This window comes from Pyrobaculum islandicum DSM 4184, from assembly GCF_000015205.1.
Taxonomy (GTDB): Archaea; Thermoproteota; Thermoprotei; order Thermoproteales; family Thermoproteaceae; genus Pyrobaculum; species Pyrobaculum islandicum.
This window is the reverse complement of record NC_008701.1, coordinates 206,792-232,229: the sequence shown is the minus strand read 5'-3', so window position 1 is coordinate 232,229 and position 25,438 is coordinate 206,792. Positions and strand designations below refer to the sequence as shown.

At 56.8% G+C, this 25,438-nt stretch carries 21 protein-coding genes and 1 pseudogene; 12 read left to right on the top strand and 10 right to left on the bottom strand.

What is annotated here, in order from left to right:
* Window positions 1–207: 207 nt before the first annotated feature.
* Genes PISL_RS01220 through PISL_RS01195 form a run of 6 tightly spaced genes read right to left on the bottom strand, consistent with a single transcriptional unit; the run spans window position 208 to window position 6,698 of the window.
* Complete coding sequence (locus PISL_RS01220) at window positions 208–1,116, bottom strand: nucleoside recognition protein (protein WP_011761993.1); 909 nt, start codon at window positions 1,114–1,116, stop codon at window positions 208–210.
* Window positions 1,098–1,862, bottom strand: coding sequence for a class I SAM-dependent methyltransferase (locus PISL_RS01215; RefSeq protein WP_011761992.1), 765 nt, complete (start codon window positions 1,860–1,862; stop codon window positions 1,098–1,100). The genes PISL_RS01220 and PISL_RS01215 overlap by 19 nt, the downstream gene beginning before the upstream one ends.
* Window positions 1,853–2,749 carry a nucleoside recognition protein gene (locus PISL_RS01210; RefSeq protein WP_011761991.1) on the bottom strand — a complete coding sequence of 299 codons (897 nt, stop codon included), beginning with the start codon at window positions 2,747–2,749 and terminating at the stop codon, window positions 1,853–1,855. Before PISL_RS01210 ends, PISL_RS01215 begins: the two co-directional genes overlap by 10 nt.
* Window positions 2,742–3,503, bottom strand: coding sequence for an ABC transporter ATP-binding protein (locus PISL_RS01205; RefSeq protein WP_011761990.1), 762 nt, complete (start codon window positions 3,501–3,503; stop codon window positions 2,742–2,744). The genes PISL_RS01210 and PISL_RS01205 overlap by 8 nt, the downstream gene beginning before the upstream one ends.
* Entirely contained in the window at window positions 3,496–4,536 is a 1,041-nt protein-coding gene (locus PISL_RS01200) for a FecCD family ABC transporter permease (protein WP_011761989.1), read from the bottom strand. Before PISL_RS01200 ends, PISL_RS01205 begins: the two co-directional genes overlap by 8 nt.
* A complete protein-coding gene (locus PISL_RS01195) occupies window positions 4,527–6,698 on the bottom strand; it encodes an ABC transporter substrate-binding protein (RefSeq protein ID WP_011761988.1) in 2,172 nt (723 codons plus the stop codon). Before PISL_RS01195 ends, PISL_RS01200 begins: the two co-directional genes overlap by 10 nt.
* Window positions 6,699–6,797: 99 nt before the next feature.
* On the opposite strand from PISL_RS01195, the gene PISL_RS11500 reads away from it, so the two are divergent.
* The 8 genes from PISL_RS11500 (at window position 6,798) to PISL_RS01160 (ending at window position 21,534) form a co-directional block, all read left to right on the top strand.
* Window positions 6,798–9,188 carry a cobaltochelatase subunit CobN gene (locus PISL_RS11500; RefSeq protein WP_167827593.1) on the top strand — a complete coding sequence of 797 codons (2,391 nt, stop codon included), beginning with the start codon at window positions 6,798–6,800 and terminating at the stop codon, window positions 9,186–9,188.
* Window positions 9,185–10,696, top strand: coding sequence for a cobaltochelatase subunit CobN (locus PISL_RS11495; protein ID WP_167827592.1), 1,512 nt, complete (start codon window positions 9,185–9,187; stop codon window positions 10,694–10,696). Before PISL_RS11500 ends, PISL_RS11495 begins: the two co-directional genes overlap by 4 nt.
* Window positions 10,696–12,609 carry an ATP-binding protein gene (locus PISL_RS01185; RefSeq protein WP_011761987.1) on the top strand — a complete coding sequence of 638 codons (1,914 nt, stop codon included), beginning with the start codon at window positions 10,696–10,698 and terminating at the stop codon, window positions 12,607–12,609. The genes PISL_RS11495 and PISL_RS01185 overlap by 1 nt, the downstream gene beginning before the upstream one ends.
* Window positions 12,606–16,169, top strand: coding sequence for a magnesium chelatase subunit H (bchH, locus tag PISL_RS01180; protein ID WP_011761986.1), 3,564 nt, complete (start codon window positions 12,606–12,608; stop codon window positions 16,167–16,169). Before PISL_RS01185 ends, bchH begins: the two co-directional genes overlap by 4 nt.
* A 29-nt stretch (window positions 16,170–16,198) precedes the next feature.
* Window positions 16,199–18,247, top strand: coding sequence for an ABC transporter substrate-binding protein (locus PISL_RS01175; RefSeq protein WP_011761985.1), 2,049 nt, complete (start codon window positions 16,199–16,201; stop codon window positions 18,245–18,247).
* A 111-nt stretch (window positions 18,248–18,358) separates the two neighbouring features.
* Complete coding sequence (locus PISL_RS01170) at window positions 18,359–20,179, top strand: anaerobic ribonucleoside triphosphate reductase (RefSeq protein WP_011761984.1); 1,821 nt, start codon at window positions 18,359–18,361, stop codon at window positions 20,177–20,179.
* Entirely contained in the window at window positions 20,092–20,898 is an 807-nt protein-coding gene (locus tag PISL_RS01165; RefSeq protein ID WP_245218413.1) for an anaerobic ribonucleoside-triphosphate reductase activating protein, read from the top strand. The genes PISL_RS01170 and PISL_RS01165 overlap by 88 nt, the downstream gene beginning before the upstream one ends.
* Before the next feature lie 78 nt (window positions 20,899–20,976).
* Window positions 20,977–21,534 (top strand): hypothetical protein, encoded by a 558-nt coding sequence (locus tag PISL_RS01160; protein ID WP_245218411.1) that lies wholly within the window; start codon window positions 20,977–20,979, stop codon window positions 21,532–21,534.
* Window positions 21,535–21,555: 21 nt separating this feature from the next.
* Here PISL_RS01160 and PISL_RS10470 read toward each other — a convergent pair.
* From PISL_RS10470 to PISL_RS01155, 3 genes and pseudogenes are all read right to left on the bottom strand, one after another.
* A pseudogene (locus PISL_RS10470) lies at window positions 21,556–21,681 on the bottom strand (ATP-binding protein); the annotation flags it as partial.
* Window positions 21,662–21,796 carry a hypothetical protein gene (locus PISL_RS11490; RefSeq protein ID WP_280531768.1) on the bottom strand — a complete coding sequence of 45 codons (135 nt, stop codon included), beginning with the start codon at window positions 21,794–21,796 and terminating at the stop codon, window positions 21,662–21,664. The pseudogene PISL_RS10470 and the gene PISL_RS11490, both read right to left, overlap by 20 nt.
* A gap of 335 nt (window positions 21,797–22,131) precedes the next feature.
* Window positions 22,132–22,614, bottom strand: coding sequence for a PaREP1 family protein (locus PISL_RS01155; RefSeq protein WP_011761981.1), 483 nt, complete (start codon window positions 22,612–22,614; stop codon window positions 22,132–22,134).
* A gap of 175 nt (window positions 22,615–22,789) precedes the next feature.
* Between PISL_RS01155 and PISL_RS01150 the strand changes: the two genes are divergently transcribed.
* The 4 genes from PISL_RS01150 (at window position 22,790) to PISL_RS01135 (ending at window position 24,762) form a co-directional block, all read left to right on the top strand.
* Entirely contained in the window at window positions 22,790–23,056 is a 267-nt protein-coding gene (locus tag PISL_RS01150) for an ATP-binding protein (protein ID WP_209319997.1), read from the top strand.
* Between the two features lie 92 nt (window positions 23,057–23,148).
* Window positions 23,149–23,385, top strand: a complete 237-nt coding sequence (locus PISL_RS01145; protein WP_167827591.1) for a hypothetical protein — start codon at window positions 23,149–23,151, stop codon at window positions 23,383–23,385.
* Between the two features lie 297 nt (window positions 23,386–23,682).
* The gene (locus PISL_RS01140) at window positions 23,683–24,462 is read left to right on the top strand and encodes a hypothetical protein (RefSeq protein ID WP_053240245.1); all 780 of its coding nucleotides are present in this window, start codon (window positions 23,683–23,685) and stop codon (window positions 24,460–24,462) included.
* 27 nt (window positions 24,463–24,489) lie between these two features.
* Window positions 24,490–24,762: a hypothetical protein gene (locus PISL_RS01135; RefSeq protein ID WP_053240244.1), complete on the top strand. Its 273-nt coding sequence runs from the start codon at window positions 24,490–24,492 to the stop codon at window positions 24,760–24,762.
* Here the strand turns inward: PISL_RS01135 and PISL_RS01130 are convergent.
* Complete coding sequence (locus PISL_RS01130) at window positions 24,722–25,438, bottom strand: FmdE family protein (protein ID WP_011761978.1); 717 nt, start codon at window positions 25,436–25,438, stop codon at window positions 24,722–24,724. The two genes, PISL_RS01135 and PISL_RS01130, sit on opposite strands and share 41 nt — an antisense overlap.

The following is a 25,438-nucleotide window of genomic DNA, read 5'->3' as shown; positions in this document are numbered from 1 at the left end:
CGTTACCCCTCCTCGGGGTTAGTGGGGGCGGGTATCGTGGCGGGGTGTCCCCCCGCCGGGGCCATCTTGCACGTAGGTTGACCCGCCTCGCCGTATGGCGCGCACTGCTATTTAAGCCTTTCTCAGCTCTCTTCACCGCTCTGCCATGAAAAATATGGCTTAAAACCTACCCCGCCCTAAAGGGCGAGGCTTTCTGTTGTAACGCCGTTAATGCACGAGAGCCAGAACCGAGGCCAGTACTATTATGCGTGCCGCCAACGCGATAGAGAGCCCGATGGCTCCTCTGGCTAGCCCCACCCGCGGGCCAAATATGGCGACCCACTGGGGGATGTACACCCTTAGGTAGAGTAGCGGTAGCATGAAGACGCTTGCGAGCAGTAGCGCCGCCAGTGCCTCGACCTCTCCCACCACGCCGGTTTTCACCAGTTGGCCCACGGCCGCCATGCCCGCGGTGGGGTGAAGCACGTATATTCCAATGGCAGGTAGCAGCTGTGGAGAAATGCCCATCGCATAGGAGGAGAGGGGGGTTGCGAGATGTTGCAGAACCCCGTACCTCAGAAGAAGCTCCACAGTGGAGACAGTGGCGGCGAAAACCACAGCGGTTTTCACAAACCTCCTCAGCCCCCTTCTCAATGCCGCTTTGTAGTTCCTACCAAGCTTCCTCGCCGCCTCCTCCACAAGGCCTGTCTCTCTTCGATTCAGCGCCAGTCTCCCGGCCGCCACAACTACGGCGAAAGACAACGCTCCATTGAGCCACATCGCCGACATATACATGAGGCCTAGCCTAGGGCCTAACAGCGGTATCACCACGGGCAGATACACCGTGAATGTCTCGTAAAACGGCACCGCGGCGGCGTTTAACAAAGACGCGAGAAGCACCTCCCTATCGTTTAACACGCCCCTATCTCTTAGGCTTTGCAACATGGCGTTAGACGCGGCAGGCGACACAAACGCCGTGGCGAAGGTAACGCCGCAGACGTCGGGGAGGTTGGCCAACTTCGCCACGCGGCGGAGAAACGACAGCTTGTACAAAACGCCGTGCTCCAGAAGCATCTCCGCCGCTAGAAAGCCCAACAACATAGCCAGGAGAACCCCCGCTACCTCCTGCACCACCATACCGCCGCTTCCTTCACTTTATACTTGAAGACCACACCGCCGTCCCCCCGCCTCCCTAAACGCGGCAACGTCTCCACGACTCTCTCCACCTCGACTCCAAGATCCTCAGCCGCTTCTTCGACGCTTGGGTACTCTCTGACCACGTCTCTCTCGAAGATTTTGACGTTGGCGTAGACCCCCCTCTGGAGGAGGAAGTTGTAGAAGGCGGTGAACCAAGGGCGGTGGGGCCGCTCTACGCCCAACGACCTGTAGAGCTGGGCCCAGCCAGGCACGCCGACGTGTAGAACAACGCAGACGCATCTAGCTGCCTCCTCCAACTTCTCCACTGCCCCCCTGAGGTTCTCCACTAGAATGGAGTGGGCGGCCAGAGCTAAGTCGTGGCGGCCGACCTCCTCAAGAGAGACCTCCTCCCACCTCTTCTCCACTACGTCGACTTTAACGCCCTCCTCCTCGGCGTATTTCCTCAGGTATCGGGCCATCTCCCTAGAGGGCTCCACGGCGACGACGCGGCTCACCCTCTTGGCGAGAGGCACGGCGTAGGCCCCCGCCCCAGCCCCAACCTCAAGCACGGAGCTCCCCCCGCCGAGCCCCAGCTCCCCGAGGAGCCAGTCTAAAAACCTCTCCACCTCGACCCTTCTCCTCTTCGCAGATCTGTAGAACCGGGGGGTAGCCCTATCCCAGAAATCCGGTGGGGTCCAAACCTCCCTCCGCCACGCCGCCCACTCCTCGGCCCAGTCTATATCCATACCAGGGCAAGGATGAGAGCTGTTCTCACGGAGGTGGAGATAGCCATCAGGAGGGGCCCATCTCTAGGGCCAAACACGCCTACGTAGTACGGCAAGACGGCCCTCAGCGCTGTGACAAAGGAGAAGGCGGATCCCAACAACATGGCTTTGACAGCTCTCCACCCATCCAACAGCCCCGCGTTGATCAACGCGGCTGCAGCGGCGGCGCCTGCGGCGTAGTTAACCATGGAAGCCACGGCGACCCCCAGCTCCTCTGCAGACAGGGGGAAGGCCGACACGGCGGATTTCACATAGCTATTTAACACGCCAAAGAGGCCGAGAGAGGTTGCGAGCTCCACAACTGCCAAAGCGGCGGCAGAGGTTGCGAGGATCTTAACCGCCCTCCTCAACGCCCTCTTTAACGCGTTAGGCCCCCCGCCTCCTTCCGTTACGACGGCGGACACGCGGCCGCTCCCCGCGACTAAAAGCCTAGATAACAACGCGAAGAGGAGCGTTTGGGCTAAGCCAACGAGGAGGAAGTAGGCGAAGTAGAGAGCGCCCCAGAGCCCGAGGAGAGCTAGAAGAGGTGGAAGCATAGAGTCCCAGTGTCTCACGGCGGCTGGGAAGGCGTTCATAAGAGAGGCTAGATACATCTCCCTCCGGCTAAGCCTACCCTCCCTATGTAGTGTGACTAGAAGAGTGTTTGCGCTTCTTACGTCGAAAAACGCCGTGATAAATGCCGCCGCGGTCTCGGGGCCAAGTCCGCTGAGTTTTACAAAAGGCGCCGCAAGAGGTCTCAACTTGTTCATCACGCCCCTCTCCATTAGAAATGCGGCGAGGAGAGAGCCCCCGATTACGCTAGGCGCGAGGAATAAGACGTCGCGTAGAAGAGCCGCCGGGTTAATCATGGGGGAGTACCACCACTCTGCCGTCTACCTCAAGCACTTTAACGCTTACGCCGTAGACCTCCCTAATTATGTCGTCTTTAATTACATCTCGGGGAGCCCCCACCGCCACCACTCTCCCGTCTTTCACCACGATAATTTTGTCCGAATACGCTGCGGCGAGGTTGGGGTCGTGGAGAGTCATCAAGACGGCCACGCCGCTGGCTTTCGCCAGCCTTCTAACGGTGGAGAGAACCCTCAGCTGGTTTTTAAAATCTAGGTGGGCTGTGGGCTCGTCTAGGAGGAGGACCTGAGGCTCTTGTACAAGCGCCCTGGCTATGAGGACAAGCTGTAGCTGCCCCCCGCTCAAATGAGTGTAGGGTCTCTCGGCGAGGCGTTCTATACCCAAGAGCCGTAGCTTCTCCAACGCCTTCTCGTAGTGCCCCCTCCCCGGGCTCTGGAAGAGGCCAAGCCGCGGGGCAAAGCCGGTGACCACTACGTCTATCACCCTATAGGGGAAGGGCGGGTGGTGGCTTTGCGGCACATAGCCAGCGAGTTGAGACCTCCTCCTAAAGGGCAGGGAGTGGAAGTCTGCCCCATCGACGTATACGCACCTCGCCCTCGGCTTTAACAACCCGTAGATAGCCTTCAAAATTGTGGTTTTGCCGCTGCCGTTTGGCCCCAGCAGAACCGCCACCTCGCCCTTCCCCACGGAAAAGGTCACGCCGCTGATTGTAAACTCGCCGTAGCTAAACTCAAGGCCTTTTACCTCAAGCATGCCACCTGCCGCCCGTCTTCCTCAGGAGGTAGATGAAGAAGGGCACCCCAAGCACCGTGGTTAAAATACCCACGGGGATTTCAAAAGTGGCTATAGTCCGCGCGAGAGTGTCCGCGGCGCCCATAAAGGCGGCGCCCCCTGCAATAGTCAGCGGCACTAGACCTCTGTGGCTTGGCCCAAAGGCCATCCTCATTATGTGTGGTACCATGAGCCCAACCCAGCCGATGATCCCGCTGTATGCCACAGAAACCGCCGTGAGTAGAGTAGCCACGAAGACGAAAAGCGCCTTCAGCTTCTCCACATCTACGCCGAGGGTCTTAGCCTCTTCCCCAAAGCTAAGAACGTCAAGGCGCCACCTCAAGAGATATGCCAGAGCCCCCAACACCGAGATTACCGGAACGGCGACAACGACGGCGTCCCAGCCCACCCCCGAGAAGCTACCCATTAGCCAATACACAGCCGCCGCGAGTCTGTTATGCTCCATCAGAAACTTGAGGAGAGACGTCAACGCCGTGAAAAGCGCGTTGACGATTATACCGGCTAAGACAAGAGAGACGGGGGTGACAGAGCCTCCAATCCTTGCCAGGCTGTAGGTCATGAAGACGGCCAACAAGGCGAAGACAAACGCTATGGGGGTCACGCTGGCGACAGCCAAGAAGCCTATAGCCAACGTGGCCCCGAAGGCCGCCCCGGAGGAGATGCCCAAGATGTAGCTATCGACAAGCGGGTTTTTAAACATGGCTTGAAGAATCAAGCCGGAGAGAGCCAACGCCGCGCCCACCGCCATAGAGAAGACAACCCTCGGCATCCTAATTCCAACGATAACAACCTCATAGGTCGTGGGGTAGTGCAGATTCACCGCAGGCGAAACGACGCCAAATGTAACCACGCTAACGGCTGTGGAGAGAAGAGAAGCCAACTTAGCCGACACCACCATAACCACGTCATATATAGGTATGGGGTACGCGCCCACCGAGATACTCACAAGAAACACCGCCAGGGGTAGCCCGTAGACGAGATACCTCACCCACATCTCAACCCCTCGCCCACGTATGTACACGACACATTATAGAACCTCCTCAGCAGCTCCACATGTATAGGTCTCCAGTCTGGATAATACTCTGGATATATGGCGCGGCCGAAGGCGTAGATGGCGCTTACGAACCTAGGGCCGTAGATCTCGGGGAAGTCTAAGCTATATGCAGATAGGACAACCCCGTAGACCCTCCCCTCTCTCACGGCCTTTATCGCCCTCCACCTCGGATCGCTCAGGATAGCTTTCACCGCTTGCGCAGTTCTGTTGTAGTCAGACCACGCCACGATCAAGACGTCGGTTTTGTTTCCAAATAGGGCGATGAGCTTCTCCAGGTCAAACTTGGGGTACTGCACCGTGAAGTTGTAGTCAAAAGCCACGTTGTGCCCTCCCACCAGCTCCACGGTCTCTGCGTAGGCAGACCCCCTGTAGGACACGGAGATAGGCCCCCTCTCCAACACGCCTGTGGGGTAAATCACGAGGACATTTCTCCGCTTCTCCGGCGGGATCCCCCTCGCGATTTCAAGAGCTTTTTTGTACTCCCTCTCTAGAAAGTCCGCAAGAGCCTCCGCCTTCTCGGTGACGTTAAACACACGGCCGAGCGCTCTGATGATCCTGATGTTTTCATAAGGCATCTTCGTCCCCGTCTTATTGACATCGGTGATGCCGAACGCCAAGACCTTATACCCAAGCTCCCGCGACTTCTCCAACACCTGTCTCTCGCCGGGCTCAAAGCCGCCTTTCCAGCGGCCCATGATAATTAAGTTGGGCCGTAGAGCAGCCACTGCCTCCCAGTTTAAACCCGAGAAGGTTTCGCCCACTGCCGGAGCGCCCCTGACCTCCTTAGGTAAAAACGACGCCCTGGCCACAGAGGGGCTGATCCCCACGACCCTATCTACGACCCCCAATACATAAAGCGCCTCGGCCCAACCGCTGTATAACACAATAACTCTCCTAGGCGGCGACTCGAAAGTCACCTCCCTTCCCATGGAATCCATAACTGTAACAGGGTAGAGTTGAGCCACGTTACACCTAAGCCCGCCCTCTACGTGACAAGACATGTTGTAGAACCTCCTGAGCAACTCTACATGTATAGGTCTCCAGTCCGGGTAGTACTGTGGGTAGATCAAATGGCCTAGCGCGTAGATGGCGGAGATAAACCTAGGCGAGTATTCGTAGGGGTAGCTGAAGTCGTAGTATGAAAAGTTCACCCCGTAGACCCTCCCCTCTCTCACGGCCTTTATCGCCCTCCACCTCGGATCGCCCAAGATCCTCTTGATCGCCCTATCGACGTATTTCCCCCCGTGGAAATCTCTCACTATTACGACATCTGTCTTGTTTCCAAATAGGGTGATGAGCTTCTCCAGGTCCAGCTTGCGGGTCTGGCTCAGGTTGTAATCAAAAGCGACGTTGTGTGCGCCTACAAGCTCCACGAGCTCGCCGGAGGCGCTACCTCTCCCCGATATGTAGATATCGCCGCTTGTGGCGAGGGAGTAGGCCGAGATCACGAGCACGTTTAACCTCTTCTCCGGCGGGATCCTCCTCGCGATATCTAGAGCCTCTCTATACCTCTCCTCAAGCCAGCTGGCCAACTCCTCGGCTCTATCCCGTACGTTGAAGACCTTGCCGAGCACTCTGACTATCCTGATGTTTTCATACGGCCAGGAGCTGTTTACGCTGGGCGCTACATATCCAAAGGCGAGGACTTTGTATCCCAGCTCCCGCGACTTCTCTAAGACCTGTTGTTCACCGGCGGCGAAAACCCCGCCCCAGTACCCCATCACCACCAAATCCGGCTTCAAGGCGGCGACCGCCTCCCAGTTTATCCCGGAGTAGGTATCTCCCACGACGGTTCTGTTCCTAAGCGAAGCCGGCAGAGAGACCACGTCGGCGACGGATTTCCCAATCCCCACAACCCTATTCCACACCCCCAACACGTAGAGAAACTCGGCGTGAGTCAACGCCACCACCCTCTCGGGAGGTTTGTCAAAAACTACCACGCGCCCCGCAGAGTCCACCACAGAGACGGGGGAGGGCCCGGCGGCTCTAGGCGGAGCCGTGGCGTTGGAGACGCCGCCCCCCGTGGGGGATTTCGCCAGATAGAGGGCGAAAACAGCTAGGATTACCGCCAGGAGAACCCCTATTACAACTCTTGTATTCATAAAATCCAGAAGTAATATTACAAATTTAAAGTTTTAAGGCCGGGAGAAGTGCGGAGGATTTAGGCATTAATACTTAAATAGAAGTAACGTAATACAGCTATGCTCCGGCTGTCTTTTATCGTGGGCTACGGCGGCTCTATGTTGCCGGTTTTAGCTAAGGTGGCGGAGGAGGAGGCGAAGAAGTTGGGTTTTGAATACCTCGTGACCTCCGACGCGGCCGCCTCCGCCCACGCCGATTTTTTAAAGGAGAGCGACGCCGTGTTGATCTATACGTACCAGCTTGCCCCAGAGGTGGAATCCGCCATAAGAAGGTCCAGGGCTAAGGTCGTGGTTTCTCTAAACCCCGAGTACCACCCAGACATCGCAAGAGGTAGGCCGGACCTCTGGATCGAGACTAGGCGGTACTTCGTAACCGGGGGAGAGAAAAACCTTCGAAACGTTGTGCGTCTCCTCCTTAGGGAGCTCGGCGTGGCTGTGGAGGTACAGGACGTGGAGCCCATCCCCTGGGACGGCATCTACCACCCGAAATACGGCGTTTTCACAGACCTAGAGGAGTACACGAGGAGGTACGAGAAGAGGGGGGAGGAGACGGTGGGGATACTGTTCTACAGAACAAACTGGCTCTACGGTAACACAAAACACGTAGATAGGCTCATAGAGGAGTTTGAGAAAGAGGGGGTCAACGTCATCGCCGTCTTCACCTACGGCTTCCGCGACGACATATTGAAGGCGCCTTCCAAGGAGGAGTCGGCGGCGAGGTACTTCATACGCGGCGGCAGACCTGTTGTAGACGCGGTGGTGAACCTAACCTCCTTCTTCATCCTCGACAGAGGTAGATGGACTCTGGATCCCAACAGGATGAGGGTGGCAGACGGCGTTGGTCTCCTGAAGATTCTCAACGTCCCCATCATTACGCCCGCCCAGTCCTCGCGCCAGACTGTGAGGGAGTGGCTAGACAGCCCCGAGGGAATCGACTACATGAGCCAAGTCTACTACGTCGTTATGCCGGAGGTGGACGGCGGGATCGAGCCCTTCTTCCTAGTCGGCACTAGGGTAAACAGAGACGGGGCTAAGGTGGCGGACGTCTACGAACCCCACGTGTCCTACCTCGTCAGAAGGGTAAAGAGGTGGATAAGGCTCTCCAGGAAGCCGCCTAGCGAGAGGAAGATCGCCATAGTGCTCATAAATCCGCCATGTAAAGGCCTTGAGGCCAACGTGGGGGTTGGCCTAGGGCTGGACGTGCCCGAGTCCGTGGTGAGGTTGTTAAAGAGGCTGAGAGAATTAGGCTATAACGTAGGGGGGGAGATCCCGGAGAACGGGCAGGCCTTGATAAAGCTCATCCTCTCGAGGAAGGCAATCAGCGAGTTTAGGTGGACCTCCGTCGAGACTATAGTCAAGTCGGGCGGCGCCGTGGGCTTCGTCGACTTAGACACATACATGCAGTGGTTTAACGAGCTTCCCCCCGACGTGAGAGAGAAGATAGTGAAAGACTGGGGCCACCCAGCCGACGTCTTAGGCGGGAGGTTCAACAAGCTGTTTGTGGGGATGGTCTACCAGGGCAAGTTCGTAATACCCGGCGTGGTCTTCGGCAACGTGTTGATAATGCCTCAGCCTAAGTTCGGCTGCGCAGGTCCTCGGTGCGATGGGAGAGTCTGTAGAATCCTCCACGACCCAACCATCTCCCCGCCGCATCAGTGGCTAGCCGCGTACCGCTGGGCCACCAGAGTCTTCGGCGCAGACGTGTTAATACACTTCGGCACACACGGCGCTTTGGAGTTCCGCCCAGGCAAAGGCGTAGGCCTAGACGTCTCAAGCTGGCCCGAGATAAGCGTAGACGACGTCCCCCACCTCTACGTCTACGCCTTCACCAACCCCATGGAGGGCGTGATTGCAAAGAGGAGGAGCTACGCCGTGATTATAGACCACCTCTACCCGCCGATGGACACGGCAGAGGTGTTTGAACAGCTGGAGAAGTTGGTCAACGACTACTGGAGAGCAAAGCAGAACGGCAACTACGAGCAAGCCAAGATCCTATACGCCAAGATTAGGGAGGAGGCGGAGAAGGCCCACATCAAGCCCAGGGTGAAAACCGACGACCCAGACGACTACGTGGAGGAGGTCCACAACTACCTACGGATGGTGAGCGACACCGAGATAAACCTGGGGCTCCACATCTTCGGCCACCCCACAAGCGACGTGGAGAAACTCGCCAGATATGGGATCACCATATTTCTCAAGGACACGGCGAGGTACCCCTCGGTCGTGAGGGCGTTGGCTGAGTACCTCGGCTTCGACTACGACGAGCTTAGGAGGAGGCCCTGGGACGTGAACAAACTCGGTATGACAAACGACGAGCTTCTCAAGAAGTTGAAGGAGATGGCGTACTCCGTTTCGAAGAGGCTAGTGGAGAGCGGATACACAAGCGCGGGGCTTACAGAAGAAGCGGTGGTGAAGGCGGTGGAGGAGGTGAGGACGGCCTTTGGGCTATGACCGAGGCCAAGGCGATCTATAGACAGGCGCAGAGGCTCGCCGAGGCGTTTAAAAACGTGCTTAAGGCTGTGGAGCTCGTTAGAGAAAGCGGCGAGGCGGAGTACGGAGGTTTTCTAAACGGGCTGGAGGGCGGCTTCGTGGAGCCGGGGCCCGCCGGATCGTTGACCCGGGGGAAGCTCGAGATCCTCCCCACCGGCCGCAACTTCTTCGCCGTCGACCCAACCCAAATGCCCACCCCCGCGGCTTGGGAAATAGGCGTACAGTCCGCCAAGAAGCTCCTCGAGTACTACCTCAAGGAGGAGGGGAGGTATCCCGAGTCCGTGGGGGAGGTCCTCTGGTCGAAAGACGCGTATAGGGCAGACGGAGAGCAGCTGGCCCAGATCCTCTACCTAATGGGGGTAAGGCCTGTGTGGGACTCCGGCGGGAGCGTGAGGGGGGTCGAGCCCATCCCTCTGGAGGAGCTGGGGAGGCCGAGGATAGACGTGTTGGTTAGAATAAGCGGCATCGTGAGAGACACCCTGCCCAACTACGTCCACCTAATAGACGAGGCGGTGGCTAAGGTCGTGGCGCTGGACGAGCCGCTTGAGATGAACTACGTGAAGAAGCACTACCTGGAGAACCTGATGAAGCTCAAGGCGGAGGGGGTAGAGGGCGACGTGGAGGAGATGGCCAAGGCGAGGGTTTTCGCCGAGCCTCCAGGCGCCTACGGGGCGGGGGTAAACTACGCGGTGGAGGCCTCGGCTTGGAGGACAGACGAGGATTTAGCCAAGGTCTGGATCCAGTGGTCGAGCTATATGTACACCAGGAGGAACTACGGGAAGCCCGCGCCAGAGGCTCTGATGTTGAACCTCCGCTACGTCGACGTGGTAAATAGAAACCACGAAAGCGACGAGTTCGACATATTCGGCTGCTGTTGCTACTACTCCTACCACGGCGGTTTCTACAACGCCGCCAAGGCGGTAAGCGGGAAAAACGTGAAGATCGTGACCGTCGACACCCGCGACGTCTCTAACGTAGAGGTGAGAGACATGAGGGAGGAGGTGGAGCGCATAGTGAGAGCCAAGCTCCTCAACCCCGTCTGGATCTCCGAGATGAAGAAACACGGCTATAGAGGCGCCAACGAGTTCCAGAGGAAGATACTCCACCTCTACGGCTGGTCGGCCACGGCCAAAGTCGTCGAGAAGTGGGTTTTCGACGAAATTGCCAAAACCTACATCCTAGACCCAGAGATGAGGAAGTGGTTCCTCGAGAACAACCCATGGGCGGCTGAGGAGGTCGCGAGGAGGCTCATAGAGGCGGCCCAGAGAGGCCTGTGGAAAGCCGACAAGGACTTGTTGGACAAGCTGAGGGAGGCATACGGCGAGATAGAGGGCGTTCTTGAGGAGGAGGTGGGGGAGGGAGAGGTGCAGGGAGGCTCCATAGAGATATACACGGCGGAGGACGTAGATGTGTGGAAAAACCAAGAGACGGTCAAGAAGATAGAAAAACTGTGGATAAAGCTGAGGTGATGGAGGAGGCGAGGGAACGCCGGGTTGTCTACCCCTTCGCCGCGATTGTAGGCCAGGAAAAGGCCAAGCTGGCTCTATTGGCGGTCTCGGTAAACCCCGCCATTGGCGGGGTTCTCCTCGCCGGAGACAAGGGGACGGGCAAATCGACTATGGTGAGGGCGCTCGCCGACCTCCTCCCTGAGATAGAGGTGGTAGAGGGGTGCCCCTTCGGCTGCAACCCGCACAACCCGGCGGAGATGTGCGACGAGTGTTACCTGAAGTGGAAAAGAGGCGAGATAAAGGTGGCGAAGAGGAAGATGCGCGTTATAGACCTCCCCCTAAGCATCACAGTGGATAGGTTGGTGGGGACGCTCGACATAAAGAGGGCGCTCGCCGAGGGGATAAGAGCGCTTCAGCCGGGCCTCCTCGCCGAGGCTAACCGAAACATACTGTATATAGACGAGGTAAACCTACTAGACGACTACATAATAGACGTCTTGTTAGACGCTGCGGCGATGGGCTGGAACATCGTGGAGAGAGAGGGCATATCCGTGAAACACCCAGCCCGATTCATATTAATCGGTAGTATGAACCCAGAGGAGGGCGAGCTTAGGCCCCAGCTGTTGGACAGATTCGGCCTATATGTGAAGGTGGAGGCCTCCATGAACCCGGAGGAGAGGATAGAGATAATCAGGAGGGTCGAGGAGTTCAACAGAGACCCAACAGCCTTCTACAGAAAGTGGGAGCCCGAGCAGAACAGGCTTAGGGAGGCTATATCTAGAGCTAGACAGATCGTCAACGACGTCCAAATAGACGAAGACCTCATGAAGTTCATAGTCAAGACTATAACAGACCTAAAGATCAGAAGCCACAGGGCAGAGATTACGGTCGTTAGAACAGCCAAGGCCATAGCCGCCCTCGACGGCCGCCTCAAGGTCAACCTAGACGACGTGAAAAAGGCCATGGAGCTCGCCCTACCCCACCGCCTCAAGGCAACACCCTTCGAGCCGCCTCCCCCGCCTCCCGCAAGCCCTCCGCCATCTCCCCAGCAGAACGACGGCGGAGGCGACAGAGGGCCGCAGGGAGGCGGAGGGGGACAGGGAGGGGGAGAGGCAGGCGGCGGGAGGGGAGGCGGGGGGAAGCAGTTCGGCGAGGAGAAGCCCCCCTACGAGCCCCGGGAGACGCCCGTCCGCCTTAGGGGGGAGGAGGAGGGGGGCGGCGGGAGGCGGGCTAGGAGAGCCTACGAGCTTAAAATCGGCGGGAGCCACGGCGTAGTTACAACCTACGCGATCCCAAGGGGGGAGGCGGTGGATATACACATCACCGCGACGTTGACAGCCGCAGCGCTCAGAAGGCTAGGCGCCGGCCTCCCCTTGGCCGTAGATAATGAGGATCTTAGGATAAACGTAAGAAGAGCTAGAGTGCCCGTCCTCCGCGTCGTCCTGCTTGACTCAAGTGGGAGCATGGCCGCCTTGAGGAGGATAGCGGTGGCGAAGGGGCTAGTGAGAAAGCTAGCGGAGTCCTCCTACAGGGGGAGGGAGTACATCTCGTTGATCGTCTTCAGAGGAGGCGGAGCCCAGGTGGTGGTGCCCCCCGTGAGGAAATACGAGGAGATCCTCGCCGCCTTATCCGCAGTACCCACCGGCGGCAGAACGCCGTTGCCCCACGCCCTGGAGACCCTCTATAGGATAGCCAAAAGCTTCAGGGCTAAATACAGAGACGCCAAGGTGGTGGGGGTCTTGATAACAGACGGCAAAGCCAACGTCCCACTGTATAGAAACGTAAGAGAGGATCTGGAGAGGCTCTCCCACCTGTTAAAGAAGGCGGGTGTGGAGCTGGAGATATACGCCACCAGAGGCAGAGGCTTCGACCCAGCCCCCACCTACATAGACCTAATAGCGAGCATCACCTCGGCCAAGGTAGTAGAGGTGTGAAGATAGTAATTATCTCCACCAAGCCCTCCCTTCGTACGCTTTTTGACGCGGCGAAGGAAGTAGAGGCAGAGGCCGGCGTATCCATAGAGCTACAGACCTACTATATACACAGCTCTGTGGACTATGCCGCTGTTGAAAACGCCGACGTTATCTTAATAGACGTGAGAGGGGGTGCGCCTAGGGAGCTTATAAATGCCGTGGAGAAAAGCAGAGCTAAAGTAGTCATCCCATTGGTGGGCGGCTCGCCTGGAACACTTGCGCTTTTAAGACTTGGAGGCTTCAGCGGAGTCGAAATAGCGAAGAGAGTGCCGGAGCAAGACTTCGACACAGACCGCGTAGACTTCTCAAAGATCTCCAAGGTGTTATCCGCCGTAGAAACTGCGGGCAGGGTGTTGCCAGTGGGGCCGTTGAGACATCTAAGAAATTGGATCTGGGCCACGAAATACTGGGCCTACTGGGGTAGGGAAAACTTAGCTAATTTGTTCAAGCTTATTCTCGCCGAGTATTTCGGCGCAGGGGTAAAATACGGCGAGCCTAAGCTAGTGGGAGAATTCGCAGTGTATACCCCTGGCATAGGATTTACATATAAGCCGCCAGAGACGAAAGGGCCTGTAGTGTTGATATTTACCTACGCAGGTATGCACTTCGATGAAACTCTGCCCGTAGCCCTCAAACTAAAGGAGGAGTTGGAGAAACTCGGCGTAAATGCCTTTATTGCGACAGGAGGAGTCACAGATGGGCTACTTAAACAACTGGAAGCGTTGAGGAAGTACACCCTCGTAGGGGGGAGGTCTGTAGACGCCGTCATAAACCTCCAGTGGTTTGTCATAAACGGCGGGCCCTACGGCGGATCTCCGGAGCCCACCCGCGAGCTGTTTAAAGAAAGGGGTTCTCTCCTCTTCAACGGCCTGGTCGCCTATACGCGGAGGATTTCGCAGTGGGAGAAAGATCCCAGAGGTCTCTCTCCCGTGGAAGTTGTAGGGGGCGTCGCCCTGCCGGAGATAGATGGGGCAATAGAGCCTATTATCTCGGCGGGTTTAGACGACAGCATATATGCAGAAATGGTAGTCTTAGAGGAGAGAGTAAAGAAAAAGGCTAGGAGAGTGGCCAACTGGATAAAGCTCAGGCAGAAGCCCCCCTCAGAGAGGAGGGTGGCGATTGTGATATACAACTACCCACCGGGGGAGCATAATGTGGGCAATGCCGCATATTTAGACACTTTGGCTAGCCTTGCTGTAATTCTAAAGGCGTTGAGAGAAGCCGGCTATAGGACCCGGGCGTTAGATAAAGAGGAGCTTCGACGTCTTATAGCAGAGAGGTTTTTAGTCAACTCGCCGCAGTGGGGAAGCCATGGCGATGTGCCAAAGTTGCCGGTGTCTGAATACTTAAGGTGGTTCAACACACTGGCCAACAGAGACGAGGTTATAAAAACGTGGGGCGAGCCCCCAGGCGGTGTAAACGTAGAGGGGGACAGCTTTTTAATCCCCGGCGTAGTACTCGACAACGTCTTCATCGGCGTGCAACCCCCCAGAGGCTTCCACGAAGATCCATCTAAACTGTATCACTCAAAGGACATCCCGCCTCACCACCAGTACTTGGCCTTCTACTACTGGATTAAAGAGGTCTTTAAGGCAGACGCAATAATACATGTAGGTACACACGGCACGCTTGAGCTTATGCCAGGGAAAGAGGTGGGGTTATCGGATAGGTGTTGGCCTGATATTCTCATCGGCGACACCCCCCACATATACATCTACCATGTGACAAACCCGTCTGAGAAGACTATCGCCAAGAGGAGGAGCTACGCCTATATTATAACACACGGCACTCCGCCGTTTACACACGCAGATCTCTACGGCGAATATGTGGAGCTTGAGGAGCTCCTAGAGGAGGCCGAGAAGGGGGGAGAAGACGTGAGGAGGTTAATAGAGGAGAAGTGTAGAAAACTAAATCTCCCCTGCGGCGACTTGGAGAGGTTACACGACTACCTAATGGAGATGAAACGGGCGGTGATCCCGCGGGGCCTCCACGTCTTTGGCAGTAGGTGGAGTGTAGAAGACGTAGTGAACTACATAACCTTTGTCCTTAGGAGAGAGGGGGATGTCCCATCGCTACATAGGCTAATTCTAGAGGAGAGGGGGGTCAACTACGACGGAGTAGAGAAGGCGGGAGGGGGGAGGTTGCTTGTAGAGGCGGAGGAGGAGGCGAGAAGGATGATTAAAGAAGCTCTCTCGGGGGGAGACCCGGCTAAGTATTTCAAAAAGAGGAGGAGAGAGGCCGAGGAGGTGTTTAGATATGTACGTGATTTAGCCAAGAGAATTCTAGAGTCTGACGAAGTGTCCTCTTTACTAAAGGCCTTAGATGGGAGATATGTAGAGCCTAGAGTCGCCGGAGAGCCGTTGAGAACGCCAGAGGTTTTCCCCACAGGCTCCCACGGCTACGCCTTCGACCCCAGGCTTATACCTACGAAAGCCGCGTATATACGCGGGATAAACCTCGCCGAGGAGTTGGTAAAGAGGTATAGGGAGAAGTACGGACGTTACCCAGAGAGTGTCGCTGTCGTCCTATGGGGCTTTGAAACTGCGCAGACCAGAGGCGAGACGGTAGGCCAAATCTTACAGCTCTTAGGCGTGAGACTTGTGAGAAAACACGGACCTTGGGCCCCCGAGCTTGAGCCTATTCCTCTGGAGGAGCTCGGGAGGCCGAGGATAGACGTGGTTGTAACAATCTGCGGTTTCTTCCGCGACATGTTTCCCAACCTCATCTCTCTCATAGATAGAGCGGTGAAGCTAGTTGCCAGCTTAGATGAACCGCTTGAGATGAACTACGTGAGAAAACACTACCTTGAAATAGGCCGCATCACTAGGATATTTGGCCCTAAGCCGGGGACATACGGCACCCGTCTCCCCGAGTTTATAGAGAGCTCTAGTTGGAAAAACGAGGGGGAGCTCGTCGAGGTGTACGTGGGAGACATGATGTATGGATACGGCGATGATATCCACGGCGAAGCTATGAGAGAGCTTTTCGTACAGCTCCTTAAGAAGGTAGAGGTGGTGAGCCAAGTGAGAAGCGCTACGGAGTACGACATAGCCGACCTAGACCACTACTACGAATTTCTCGGCGGGCTTAAAAAAGCCGTGGAGACTCTAGCCGGAAGGAGGGTGGAGGCCTATTGGGTAGACGCCACTGGAGAAAAGATGAGAATTAGGACGGTAGAAGAGGCGGTAGACTTCGCCCTAAGGACAAGATTACTAAACCCCAAGTGGGCTGAGGAGATGCTTAAACACGGCTACGACGGGGCGCGGGAGATCGCCAAGAGGGTGGAATATGTGCTAGGGCATGCCGCGTTAACAGGCACGGTGGATAGATGGTTCTGGCGTCAAATAGCTGAGATGTATGTAAAAAATATTGAGATGAGAGAACGAATCAAAACAGTAAACCCATGGGCGCTTTATGAAATTATAAAACGGCTAGAGGAAGCCCACAGAAGAGGCTACTGGGAAGGCGACGAAGAAATTAGAAAAATTGCAGAAGAGCTAGAGGGCATATTAGAGGAGTAATACTTAAAACGTATTATTATCATAGTCGTATGAAATGGAAAATAATTTCCCTATTGGTGGTAATACTGGCGGCTATTGCCGCAGTATACCTCCTTTTGCCAAAGGGGCCGTCCCCCGCTCAGACGGCGCCTACGGCGGCTGTCTCGCCTACGGCTTCTCCCACGGCCGTCGCTACGCAACCGCCTACTCAGACCCCGGCGGTCTCCCGGCAGATCGTCGTCGTTGATTTCCGAGGTAAGAGGATTGTGCTTCCTAAGCCTCCCGAGAGGATCGTGGTGCTCAACTCCTACTGGGCAGAGGTGTTAGTGGCGTTGGGGGCTGGGGATAAGATCGTCGGCATCGGGAGATACGTAGACGCCGACGAGTATCTGCCGCCGGAGGTGAGGAAGAAGCCGGTGGTTGGGGATCTATTCGGCGGTGTTAACGTGGAGGCGGTGGTGGCTCTCAAGCCTGACGTGGTGGTGACAGACTACGGCTATGGAAAAGCAGACGAGGTGATAAAGAGACTTGAGGAGGCGGGCGTCCCGGTGGTGGCGTTGTTTATGCGGGGGACTCCAGACGAGTTGAAGGCTGTGGAGGTATTGGGCAACCTCACGGGGGCTGTGGATAAGGCGAGGGAGCTGAAGGCCTTTATGGCCAAGAGGTTTGAAGAGCTGGGGGCCGGGGCGGCGAAGATAAAGGAGAGGAAGAGGGCTGTGTTGATCTTCGGCAGTAGCATACTGGCCGGCGGCCCGCTGTCTTTAGCCGCCAACTCGTCCTTCGGCATGGCGTTGGTTGAGGCCGGCGCTGTAAACGTGGCGTTGGAGCAGTTCCCAAACCAGGCCTGGCCTAAGATAGACATGGAGACGTTGATGAGGTGGGACCCCGACGTGGTTTTAATAGCGGCATCGGCGGAAGACGCCGGGAGGATATTCGACAAGATCAGGTCAGACGAGAGGTGGCGCGTCTTAAAGGCGTATAAAAACGGCGAGATATACCTAGTCCCCTGGGGGTCTAAGATAGGGGATATACTCAACTGGGGGCCCCGGGGCGTAGTCGGCAGGGAGTACATCGCGGAGGTGCTCTACCCCGACGTCTACGCCTTTGACTGGCGGGGAGATCTAAAGCGCCTAGGAGATATGTACGGCGTGTCTATCCCGCCGCAGGCCTACGCCGTGTACAACATAAACTGGAAGGAGGTGGTAGACCTGGCGGGGAACGTGGTGAAGATCCCCAGCAGGGTGGAGAGGTTCGCCACCTTTGTCACATATCAACTCCCCATCGCCTTCAACGTCACCTCTAGGCTCGTCGCCGTGGGGAGAGACGCTGTCCAAGGCGTCTTCGCCCCTCTGATGAAGGCGGCTTTCCCCGCCGTGGTAAATCTGCCGACGCCTGGAGATCGCTTCAAGGTAAACGTCGAAGCTCTTGTCCAGCTGAAGCCGCAGGTGGTGTTTAACTGGGTGGTAAACCCCGACGATATAAGAACAATGCAGAGGGCTAACCTAACCCTGGTACAGGTGGTGGTTAACAACTTCACAGACGCCGAGAGGCTCGTCTGGCTATACGGCGTGGTCTTCGACAGATTGCCCAGGGCTAGACAGATCGTCAACGACATGGAGGACATAGTGAAGTTTGTCGCCAACAGAACCGCGTCGGTGAGAGAAAAGGCGAGGGTCCTATACCTCTGGGTAGACCCGCTGACGGTGGCGGGAGGCGCCTCCCTCTTTAGCCAAAACATAGAGCTGGCGGGCGGGGTAAACGTAGCCGCGGCCGACTACCCCACCATGAGCACCGTGAAGGTGGACCCCGAGCGGATACTTAAGTGGAACCCAGACGTGATAATCATCGCCTGGCAGGCGAGATACAACGAGTCTGCCGTCTTGAACAACCCGGTATACCGCGGGGTAAACGCCGTGAAAAACGGCAGAGTATACAAAAAGCCCATCCTCTCGGAGTACACGCCAGACACCGCCCTCTCGGTGTTGTGGACAGCCACAAAGCTCTACCCAGACCTCTTCAGAGACGTAAACTTCACCAAGGTAGCCGACTACTACTACAGGAGGTGGTACGGCGTGTCCTACACACAGGTCTGGGGGTAACGGGTTCTTAACCCCCTTTTCGCCTCCGCCGGAGTAGGCTGAAAATTTCGATCCAGCGTATCAACTTATTTTAAACGTAAGAAATAAATATGGGAAATTTGTCCCTTATTTATGCAGGAGGTGATCCAGAAGTACCTGGCTTGGAACTCCCTGGAGGTGAATGAAAACGCGAATAGGTACCCAAGCCCAACCGGCTTTTTCTCCTACCTACTGGAGGAGCACATGCCCGTGGATCTACCCGCCGAGGTAGCCGAGGCGCACCAGGAGGGGCTTATCTATGTACACAAGCTCCCCTACTCGGCCTACCTGCCCTACTGCTCTGGCCACTCGATAAGTAGGCTGTTGAAGCAGGGGTTGGTCACGCCGATAATCGCCTCGCGGCCGGCGCGGCACCTCGACACCTTCGTAGACCACGTGGCCAACTTCCTCTCCACGGCGCAGCACTACTTCACGGGGGCCCAAGCCTTCTCAAGCGTTGAGTGGTACGCCGGGCCCTTCATCAGAAACGACAAGCTGGACTTCAAGGCGGTGAGGCAGAGCGTCCAGAGGCTCGTCTACAACCTAAACTACCCAAGCAGGGTGGGGTTCCAGACGCCCTTCACCAACTTCACAGTGACGATGAACGCGCCGAGGAAGATGTTGGACGGCGACCGCGCTGTGTACGACGGAAAAGAGGTCGAGCCGCTTGGCGTCTACGAGGAGGAGGCTAAGCTCTTCCTAAAAGCCCTAGCTTCAGTTCTAAAGGAGGGAGACGCCGAGGGGAAGCCCTTCACCTTCCCCATACCTACGCTCATGACCACCGCCACCTGGCTCTGGGAAGACCCGGAGATCTTCGAGGCGGTCTTCACCACCGCCGCGAAGAGGGGGAGCTTCTACTGGCTTAACACAAGGGTTGTCGACCCAGACGGGTCCTTCGCCATGTGTTGCAGGATAAACATAGACAGGAACGAGCTCATGTACGCCAGAGGGGCACGCATCTCCCTCAAGAGAGATGTGAAGCTGGCGACTGAGGATCTCTGGAGCCGCATGGAGAAGCAGAGGTTCGGCGGCGTCTGGGCCCTCCCCGACGTCACGGGGTCAGTCGGCGTTATAGACGTCAACCTCCCCCGCATAGCCCTCGACGCCAGAGGAGACGACGGGAGGTTCTGGGAGCTCTACGAAGAGAGGCTGGAGCTTGTCAAGAGGGGCTTGGACTGGCTCAGGGAGAGGTACGTCAAGCTCCTCAAGACGGAGATGTACAGCTTCGTCAGGAGGTATCTGCCCGAGTTCCCCACGTCGCATTTCAACACCATAGGCATAATAGGCCTCCCGGAGGCCGCCGCCATATACATGGGCAAGCCCGACCTTTGGACAGAGGGCTCCCACAGAGATTGGGCAGCCGCGGCCGACCTAATGAAGAAGATGGTGTCCTTCGCCGTAAAGAAAGCTAGGGAGTGGATGTCGGAGGAGGGAACGCCCTGGAACGTGGAGGAGGTGCCGGGGGAGAGCGCCGCCGCCAAGCTGGCGATTAAAGACGCCAGGAGGTACCCAGAGCTGGCGCAGTACCTCCCAGACCTCATATACAGCACCTCCGTAGCCCCCTACTACGCCCCCATGGAGCTGTGGGAGAGGGTGGAGGTGGAGGCCAAGGTGCAGAGGGAGTTCACCGGCGGCGTCATGATGCACATATTCCTAGGGGAGGAGCCTGACCCCGAGGCCTTGGCCAAGCTAGCCAGGAGGATAACAGAGACGGAGGTGGTCTACTGGAGCTTCACCCCAGCCCAGACCCACTGCCCCCGCTGCGGCAGAACCTACACCGGGCTCTACAAGAGGTGCCCCTCCTGCGGCTACGAGGGCGTGGAGGTGTGGAGCCGCATAATCGGCTACTACAGACCTCTCAAGAACTGGAACCCATACAGGAGGAGGGAGTTCTGGCTCAGGAGGCATTACTAATGCTGGCCGCCGGCTGGAAGGGCATATCCACAGTCGACGTCCACGGCGCAGTGACCTTCACCCTCTGGCTCTGCGGGTGCAACCTAAGATGCCCATTCTGCCACAACTGGAGGATAGCCGAGCGGCAGAACTGCGGCGAGCTAGACGTGGAGAGGCTCCTGGGCGAGCTCGCCCGCGCCAAGCCCTACATAGACTATCTACACGTCACAGGCGGAGAGCCCCTGCTACAGGCGGAGGAGCTGAGACACCTCTTCAAAAGGGCTAGGGAAGCCGGCGTGGCCAGAAGCCTCAACACCAACGCCACCCTCACCAAAGCCCTAGAAAAAGTCATAGACGAGGTAGACCACCTAGCCACAGACCTAAAAATACCAGACCAGATGTACGGCGTTCCACACTGGCAACAGCTGTGGCAGAACTTCCTCACCTCCCTAAAAACCGCCTCAAGTAGAAAAATCCCCATCGAGCTCAGAATCCCCGCCGCGAACCTCCCCCTAGAGACCTACGCAAAAAGGATAGAGGAGGTGAGCAACGCCCTAGCGGAGACCGAGGTCACGGTAGTGATACAGCCGCTCCTCGGCCCACCCACCACAGACCCAAGAGATCCCCAGTGGTGTAGACAACACTGCAACCCACCCCCAAGCCACCTCCAGCAGATAGCTAAACTAGCCGCCGCCCTGGGAAAAGTGGTGATAAAGAACTACGGCATCTTCACTAACTAAGTCTCAAATTTTAAAAAATTCTTGACCTCTATGGGCATCCGAACCGTAACAATCCTTATCTTCGTGATAGTCTTCCTCATGGTGCCCATACTATTCTTCCTGCCGGTCTCGGTACGCTTCTCGGTAGGTGAGGCGCCGCCGGGGACTTGTAAATTTGTGTTCAACAACACGATGTTGAACTATACTATGTATGTCGAGTACTGGAACGGGAGCTTGATATATAGGGGACGCGGGTGGTATCTAGTAGCCATGGGGGCCAGGAACTTCGCCATGGGGTGGCTGGAGCTGGAATACAGCAACGGCACGAGGAGGTCTGTGGAGATAGCGGGAGCAGAAAAAGACAGAGCCTTCTACATCACCGGCTACTATCAACCACTCATTTACACGCTTGACGTTGCCTGCGACATCTATCTACAGTATCTCAGGGGGCAGCTACCCCCACCTTACGAGGTGAAGAGGGAGAGCGGCAAGGTGGTGATAGTTACCAGGTACTCCTCCAGCGGCTACGCGAGATACGAGTGGAGTGGAAATGTGCTGACGCGCTTCATCTACGACGTAAAATACGCCAACGGGGTCAGGATCGTGGAGGAGCTAACTCTACTCGAGCAGAAGCCATGCGACCAGAAGCTCTACTAAGCGGTCCTACAGAAGCTGGGCAGGTGTTGCCTTGAGGCGGTGGGGTAGGGCGAGCTCCATGGCCTTTTTCACGTCGTCTAGGTTGACCTTGAGACGGCCGTCGAGGGCGGCTATGGCCTTGGCTGTTCTAACTGCCGAATACCTCGCCGAGCCCTTCGCCTATAGGGAGACCTCGCGCCAGCTCTGCGCCGCGGATGTCTCCTGTTCTAGAACCCAGGCGGGCGTGTTCAACAAAGCCGCGTAGCTTCTGAAGGCCTGCCACTAGAGACGGTCTCTATGCCCGCCGTGGCGAAGGCGCACACCACGGGGCAAAGCTCTACGACAAACGTGGCCATCAACTTCCACAATTTTTAATACAACGGACTTGACAAATCCGGGTTCGGCAGATATCCACGTATTGAGTTGGTAGCTGACGATATAAAAAGACTTGTCCAGACGATATCCAGCTATTTACGCCAGCTGGAATCGTAGCTTTTCGGAGTCTTTAGATACAAAGATATGGGCTCTCTGTCTATATAGCGGGAGAGATCGGGCGCCGGGGGAATCAACAGATCAAGAGACCTTCAAAAGTTGTTGGAGAGCTGGCCGTTTCCTACCCTAGAGGCCCAGCGACGAGAGGATCTCCTCGATGCCACGCAACAGCGTTTCGATGTTTCTCCTCGCCGTCTCGTCGCTTCTATACGGGCTCAACACCCCCTCGGGGTCGGGCCCGTTGTACTGATACTGATGTATCCAGAGCGCCTTGTCTGTCAAGGCGTCTACCCTCCCCCCTATCGCCATGGCCACCTCCTTGAGGTATGTCGTCGGCATAACTGCAATAATCCAATCTACCCTGTCGACCCTCGCCCTCCTGCCTCTCAGCCTGACCTTGCCAGGGTACAGCTTGGCCAGCTCTTCCCTCCTCTCTGTGGCAAGCGCCGCCACTAAAGCCTTCCACGCTTGAAACGCCTTACCGGCGGCGTTCCGCAATAGACCTTGCTCAAGGAACTTTCTAGCCAGCTCAGCCTCAGCCCTAGCCTCCTCAAGTCTCACCCTCTTGTACCCTGCCAAGTCAAGCCAAGGTTTAGGCAAAACCCCCACAACATTTCTATATGTAGAAAATTATAAATTTGGCGCCAGACCGTTTTTTCCGCCTGTCCCTAGGCGTGACGAATGGAAAACAATGAGTGCCTAGAGACAAACGGGATCCATAAGCCCATGTTGATATACTAACCGGAGGACTATGGAAAGACGGCGCTTTGAGACCTCGAGGGGTGTGGCGCGATCTATTACAGCCCGGCGGAGTGGGCCGGCGGGCGGCTACTGTCCACTGACGATCCGCGGGAGCTGGCCAGAGGACTTGTTGGAGGGTTGGCAGACACTGATGGCCGGGGTGAGGGTTATGTGGAATATGTCTAGGGCTGGATTTGGGGAGCTCCTCAGTCAGATACCTCACTCCAAGCCCGATTTAGACACGGCGTGGAGGCTCACGGGAGGCAACCCCGACGTAGCCGGCGAGCTCGCGGCAGAGGCTGGGACGTAGACTGGGCCGTGGCGAAGATCGCGGCGGAGAGAAGGATACGGGAGCTGGCCGCCTCGCTTAGCCAGAGGCAACGCGCCGTTCTCTAAGAGGCCTTGGAGGACCCAGACGCCGTGGAGAGACACATGGCCGAGGAGGGGGCAGAGGCTCTGAAGCTCGTGGAGGCGCTGGTGGACCGAAACCTCATCATCGACTGGCTATCGGAGAGGGAGGGCCGCCTCTGGATCGACGAGCCGCCCCCCGAGAGGGACCCAGACATTGGGGTGGGGAGGAGCTTCGCCTGGCAAACCCCCCTCCACAGAGAGGCCGTGAGAAAAGCCCTCACCCCGTAAGCAGGAGCGCTCCCGCCCCGAGCCTCTTGGGACAGTCCGGAGCTGGACCACGCCGGCGCCGCTGTTGACGAGCCCCAGAGCAAAGGGGCTGTTCGTGGAGTAGCGTCGAAAGTGAGACGGCTCGGGATTTGGAAAAGTGTGCTTTAACTTCATGACCCGCCACTTAGCCCAGAGCAACGGGGGCTGCTCCTAGTCCAATACAATGTTAAACAACGCATTATGCGCTCCACCATCTTGACGCCGTAGGTATGTACTTGCAGTACATTATGTTTAAGAAACTGGATGGCGGATTTTGTCATGAGATGGGCTTGCAAAATCGCGGTAGCTGTGGCGGCCGTTTTGGTGGCCTTCGTGGTGTACGTAGCTGTAGGCGGTCTCCAAGCGGTTGGCGGGCAGAGGAGCGTGTCCGTAATTGAGGGCTTGGCCGTGGCTGAGTGGGACTGCCGTGACTATTTCTGGTACATATATGGCAGACTGCCGAAGAAGTTGAATATCGAGTTAGACGACGCGGTTAAACATATTCTAGATAAACCAACGGGCGTTTTTGGCACGCCGTGTGGCTTTTTCAATATTTCAGAAAAGCTTCGTCAATGGCTAAACAACGACCCGGTCGGCATAGAGGTCTACGAGAGGTGCTACGGGGGGATGTTTGTAGACGCGGCGAGGATATACATCGTGGTGACCGACCACGCTTGTAAGGAGAAGATAGCGGGGACTATCGGCGATCTAGCGAAGCAGTTCGGCACCGAGGTTGTCTTCCTAAAGGGCAGATACACATACAAACAGCTGATCCAATGGGCAGACGCGTTGAAGGATAGGCTGTATAGGGAGGAGAATGGGGGGAGGTTGTCGCAGATGTGTAACTACACGAGAGCATTTTGGGCAAACTTTGACGTAGCTAGAAACCTAGTCAATATATATGTCCAGCCAAAGTGTCTCAGCCCAAGTGTAGTCAAGGAGTTGGCGAAGTTGGTTGACGAGCTGGAAATTCCAAGAGAGGCGGTCTTGGTAGAGGACCGTCCAGAGATGGGGGCGCTATTCGTCGTCCTCCCTTGTCCAACCCGCTGTCCTTGTTAAGGTTTATATTTGTGGTCAAGTTTCTACGTGGGGAAGTGGCTGTTGAGGATTCTTAAGGCTTGGGTTGCGTTTGGGGCGCTTCTCCTCATGTTTATAGGCGTTCTGCTATTCCCCTTTACTCTGCTTCTGGGAGCCGTTAGCTTCGCCGCCGGCTGGTACATACTGCTCTACGTCGTTTTCTCGGGGAGCGAGGGCTTTCGGCGGGGGTTCGCCATTGGGTGGAGATGCGGCGCGGGGGATAGGGAGGCTTGTGAAGAGTTTAAAAAGCTGTTTGAGTCGGCGAGGAGGAGGGGGGCTTAAACTCGGTGATTTTTCTCCCCACGACCGCATATGTCTTTAGACCTGCGCAGTCTGGGCAGTAGTGGCGGCCCCCCACGACGACCGCCCTTTCTGCTAGGGTTGCGACGCCGCATCTCTCGCAGACGGTCCAGCTCGGCCTTGTGGTGCTTTTTAGGGCGTCGAGGATGGGGTCTGGGGGCACCTCCTCTATCTTGAATATGGCGTCTGGAGCCTCCAGCACCTCTGCCGAGGCCTTCTCCATTAGGCTTCGGAACTCTTGACGTTTCTCTTCCGTGAGTTGGGGTAGGCGGCTCCAGTAGTCCCGGTATCGGGGGTTCTCCATGGTTGGAGTGGTGAGGCGGCCGGCGAGCGAGATCCTGACGGCTTTTCCACCTCTTCTGTCGACGAGGATTAGGGCGAATCTGCCCGCGTCTCTGTAGATCAGCCTGTTGTTGCCCAGCGTCGCGCCCATGACCACCTGGACCCCATCTGCGAAACAGGTGTTGTTGTCGGTTACAGCGATTATGTCGGTGTCGTCGGCCGGCAAGACGCCCAGCCTCTCCAGCGCCACCGCGCTTGTCTTCACGCCTAGTGCCAGCCCTACGCATATGTGGCCGTGTAGCTCCGCCGCTTTGTTTAAAAGCCCCCAGAGGTCTCTCCTCTGGAGGAGCTCCACTATCTGTTTTCGAAACCTCAT

What these genes read in the sequence shown, in the direction of transcription:
- PISL_RS01185 (WP_011761987.1), top strand. Translation starts at nt 10,696, where the DNA reads ATGGAGGAGGCGAGGGAACGCCGGGTTGTCTACCCCTTCGCCGCGATT.
- PISL_RS01195 (WP_011761988.1), bottom strand. Translation starts at nt 6,698, where the DNA reads ATGAATACAAGAGTTGTAATAGGGGTTCTCCTGGCGGTAATCCTAGCT.
- PISL_RS01215 (WP_011761992.1), bottom strand. Translation starts at nt 1,862, where the DNA reads ATGGATATAGACTGGGCCGAGGAGTGGGCGGCGTGGCGGAGGGAGGTT.
- PISL_RS01200 (WP_011761989.1), bottom strand. Translation starts at nt 4,536, where the DNA reads ATGTGGGTGAGGTATCTCGTCTACGGGCTACCCCTGGCGGTGTTTCTT.
- PISL_RS11500 (WP_167827593.1), top strand. Translation starts at nt 6,798, where the DNA reads ATGCTCCGGCTGTCTTTTATCGTGGGCTACGGCGGCTCTATGTTGCCG.
- PISL_RS11495 (WP_167827592.1), top strand. Translation starts at nt 9,185, where the DNA reads ATGACCGAGGCCAAGGCGATCTATAGACAGGCGCAGAGGCTCGCCGAG.
- PISL_RS01210 (WP_011761991.1), bottom strand. Translation starts at nt 2,749, where the DNA reads ATGATTAACCCGGCGGCTCTTCTACGCGACGTCTTATTCCTCGCGCCT.
- PISL_RS01205 (WP_011761990.1), bottom strand. Translation starts at nt 3,503, where the DNA reads ATGCTTGAGGTAAAAGGCCTTGAGTTTAGCTACGGCGAGTTTACAATC.
- PISL_RS01170 (WP_011761984.1), top strand. Translation starts at nt 18,359, where the DNA reads ATGCAGGAGGTGATCCAGAAGTACCTGGCTTGGAACTCCCTGGAGGTG.
- PISL_RS01175 (WP_011761985.1), top strand. Translation starts at nt 16,199, where the DNA reads ATGAAATGGAAAATAATTTCCCTATTGGTGGTAATACTGGCGGCTATT.
- PISL_RS01130 (WP_011761978.1), bottom strand. Translation starts at nt 25,438, where the DNA reads ATGAGGTTTCGAAAACAGATAGTGGAGCTCCTCCAGAGGAGAGACCTC.
- PISL_RS01220 (WP_011761993.1), bottom strand. Translation starts at nt 1,116, where the DNA reads ATGGTGGTGCAGGAGGTAGCGGGGGTTCTCCTGGCTATGTTGTTGGGC.
- PISL_RS01160 (WP_245218411.1), top strand. Translation starts at nt 20,977, where the DNA reads ATGGTGCCCATACTATTCTTCCTGCCGGTCTCGGTACGCTTCTCGGTA.
- PISL_RS01140 (WP_053240245.1), top strand. Translation starts at nt 23,683, where the DNA reads ATGAGATGGGCTTGCAAAATCGCGGTAGCTGTGGCGGCCGTTTTGGTG.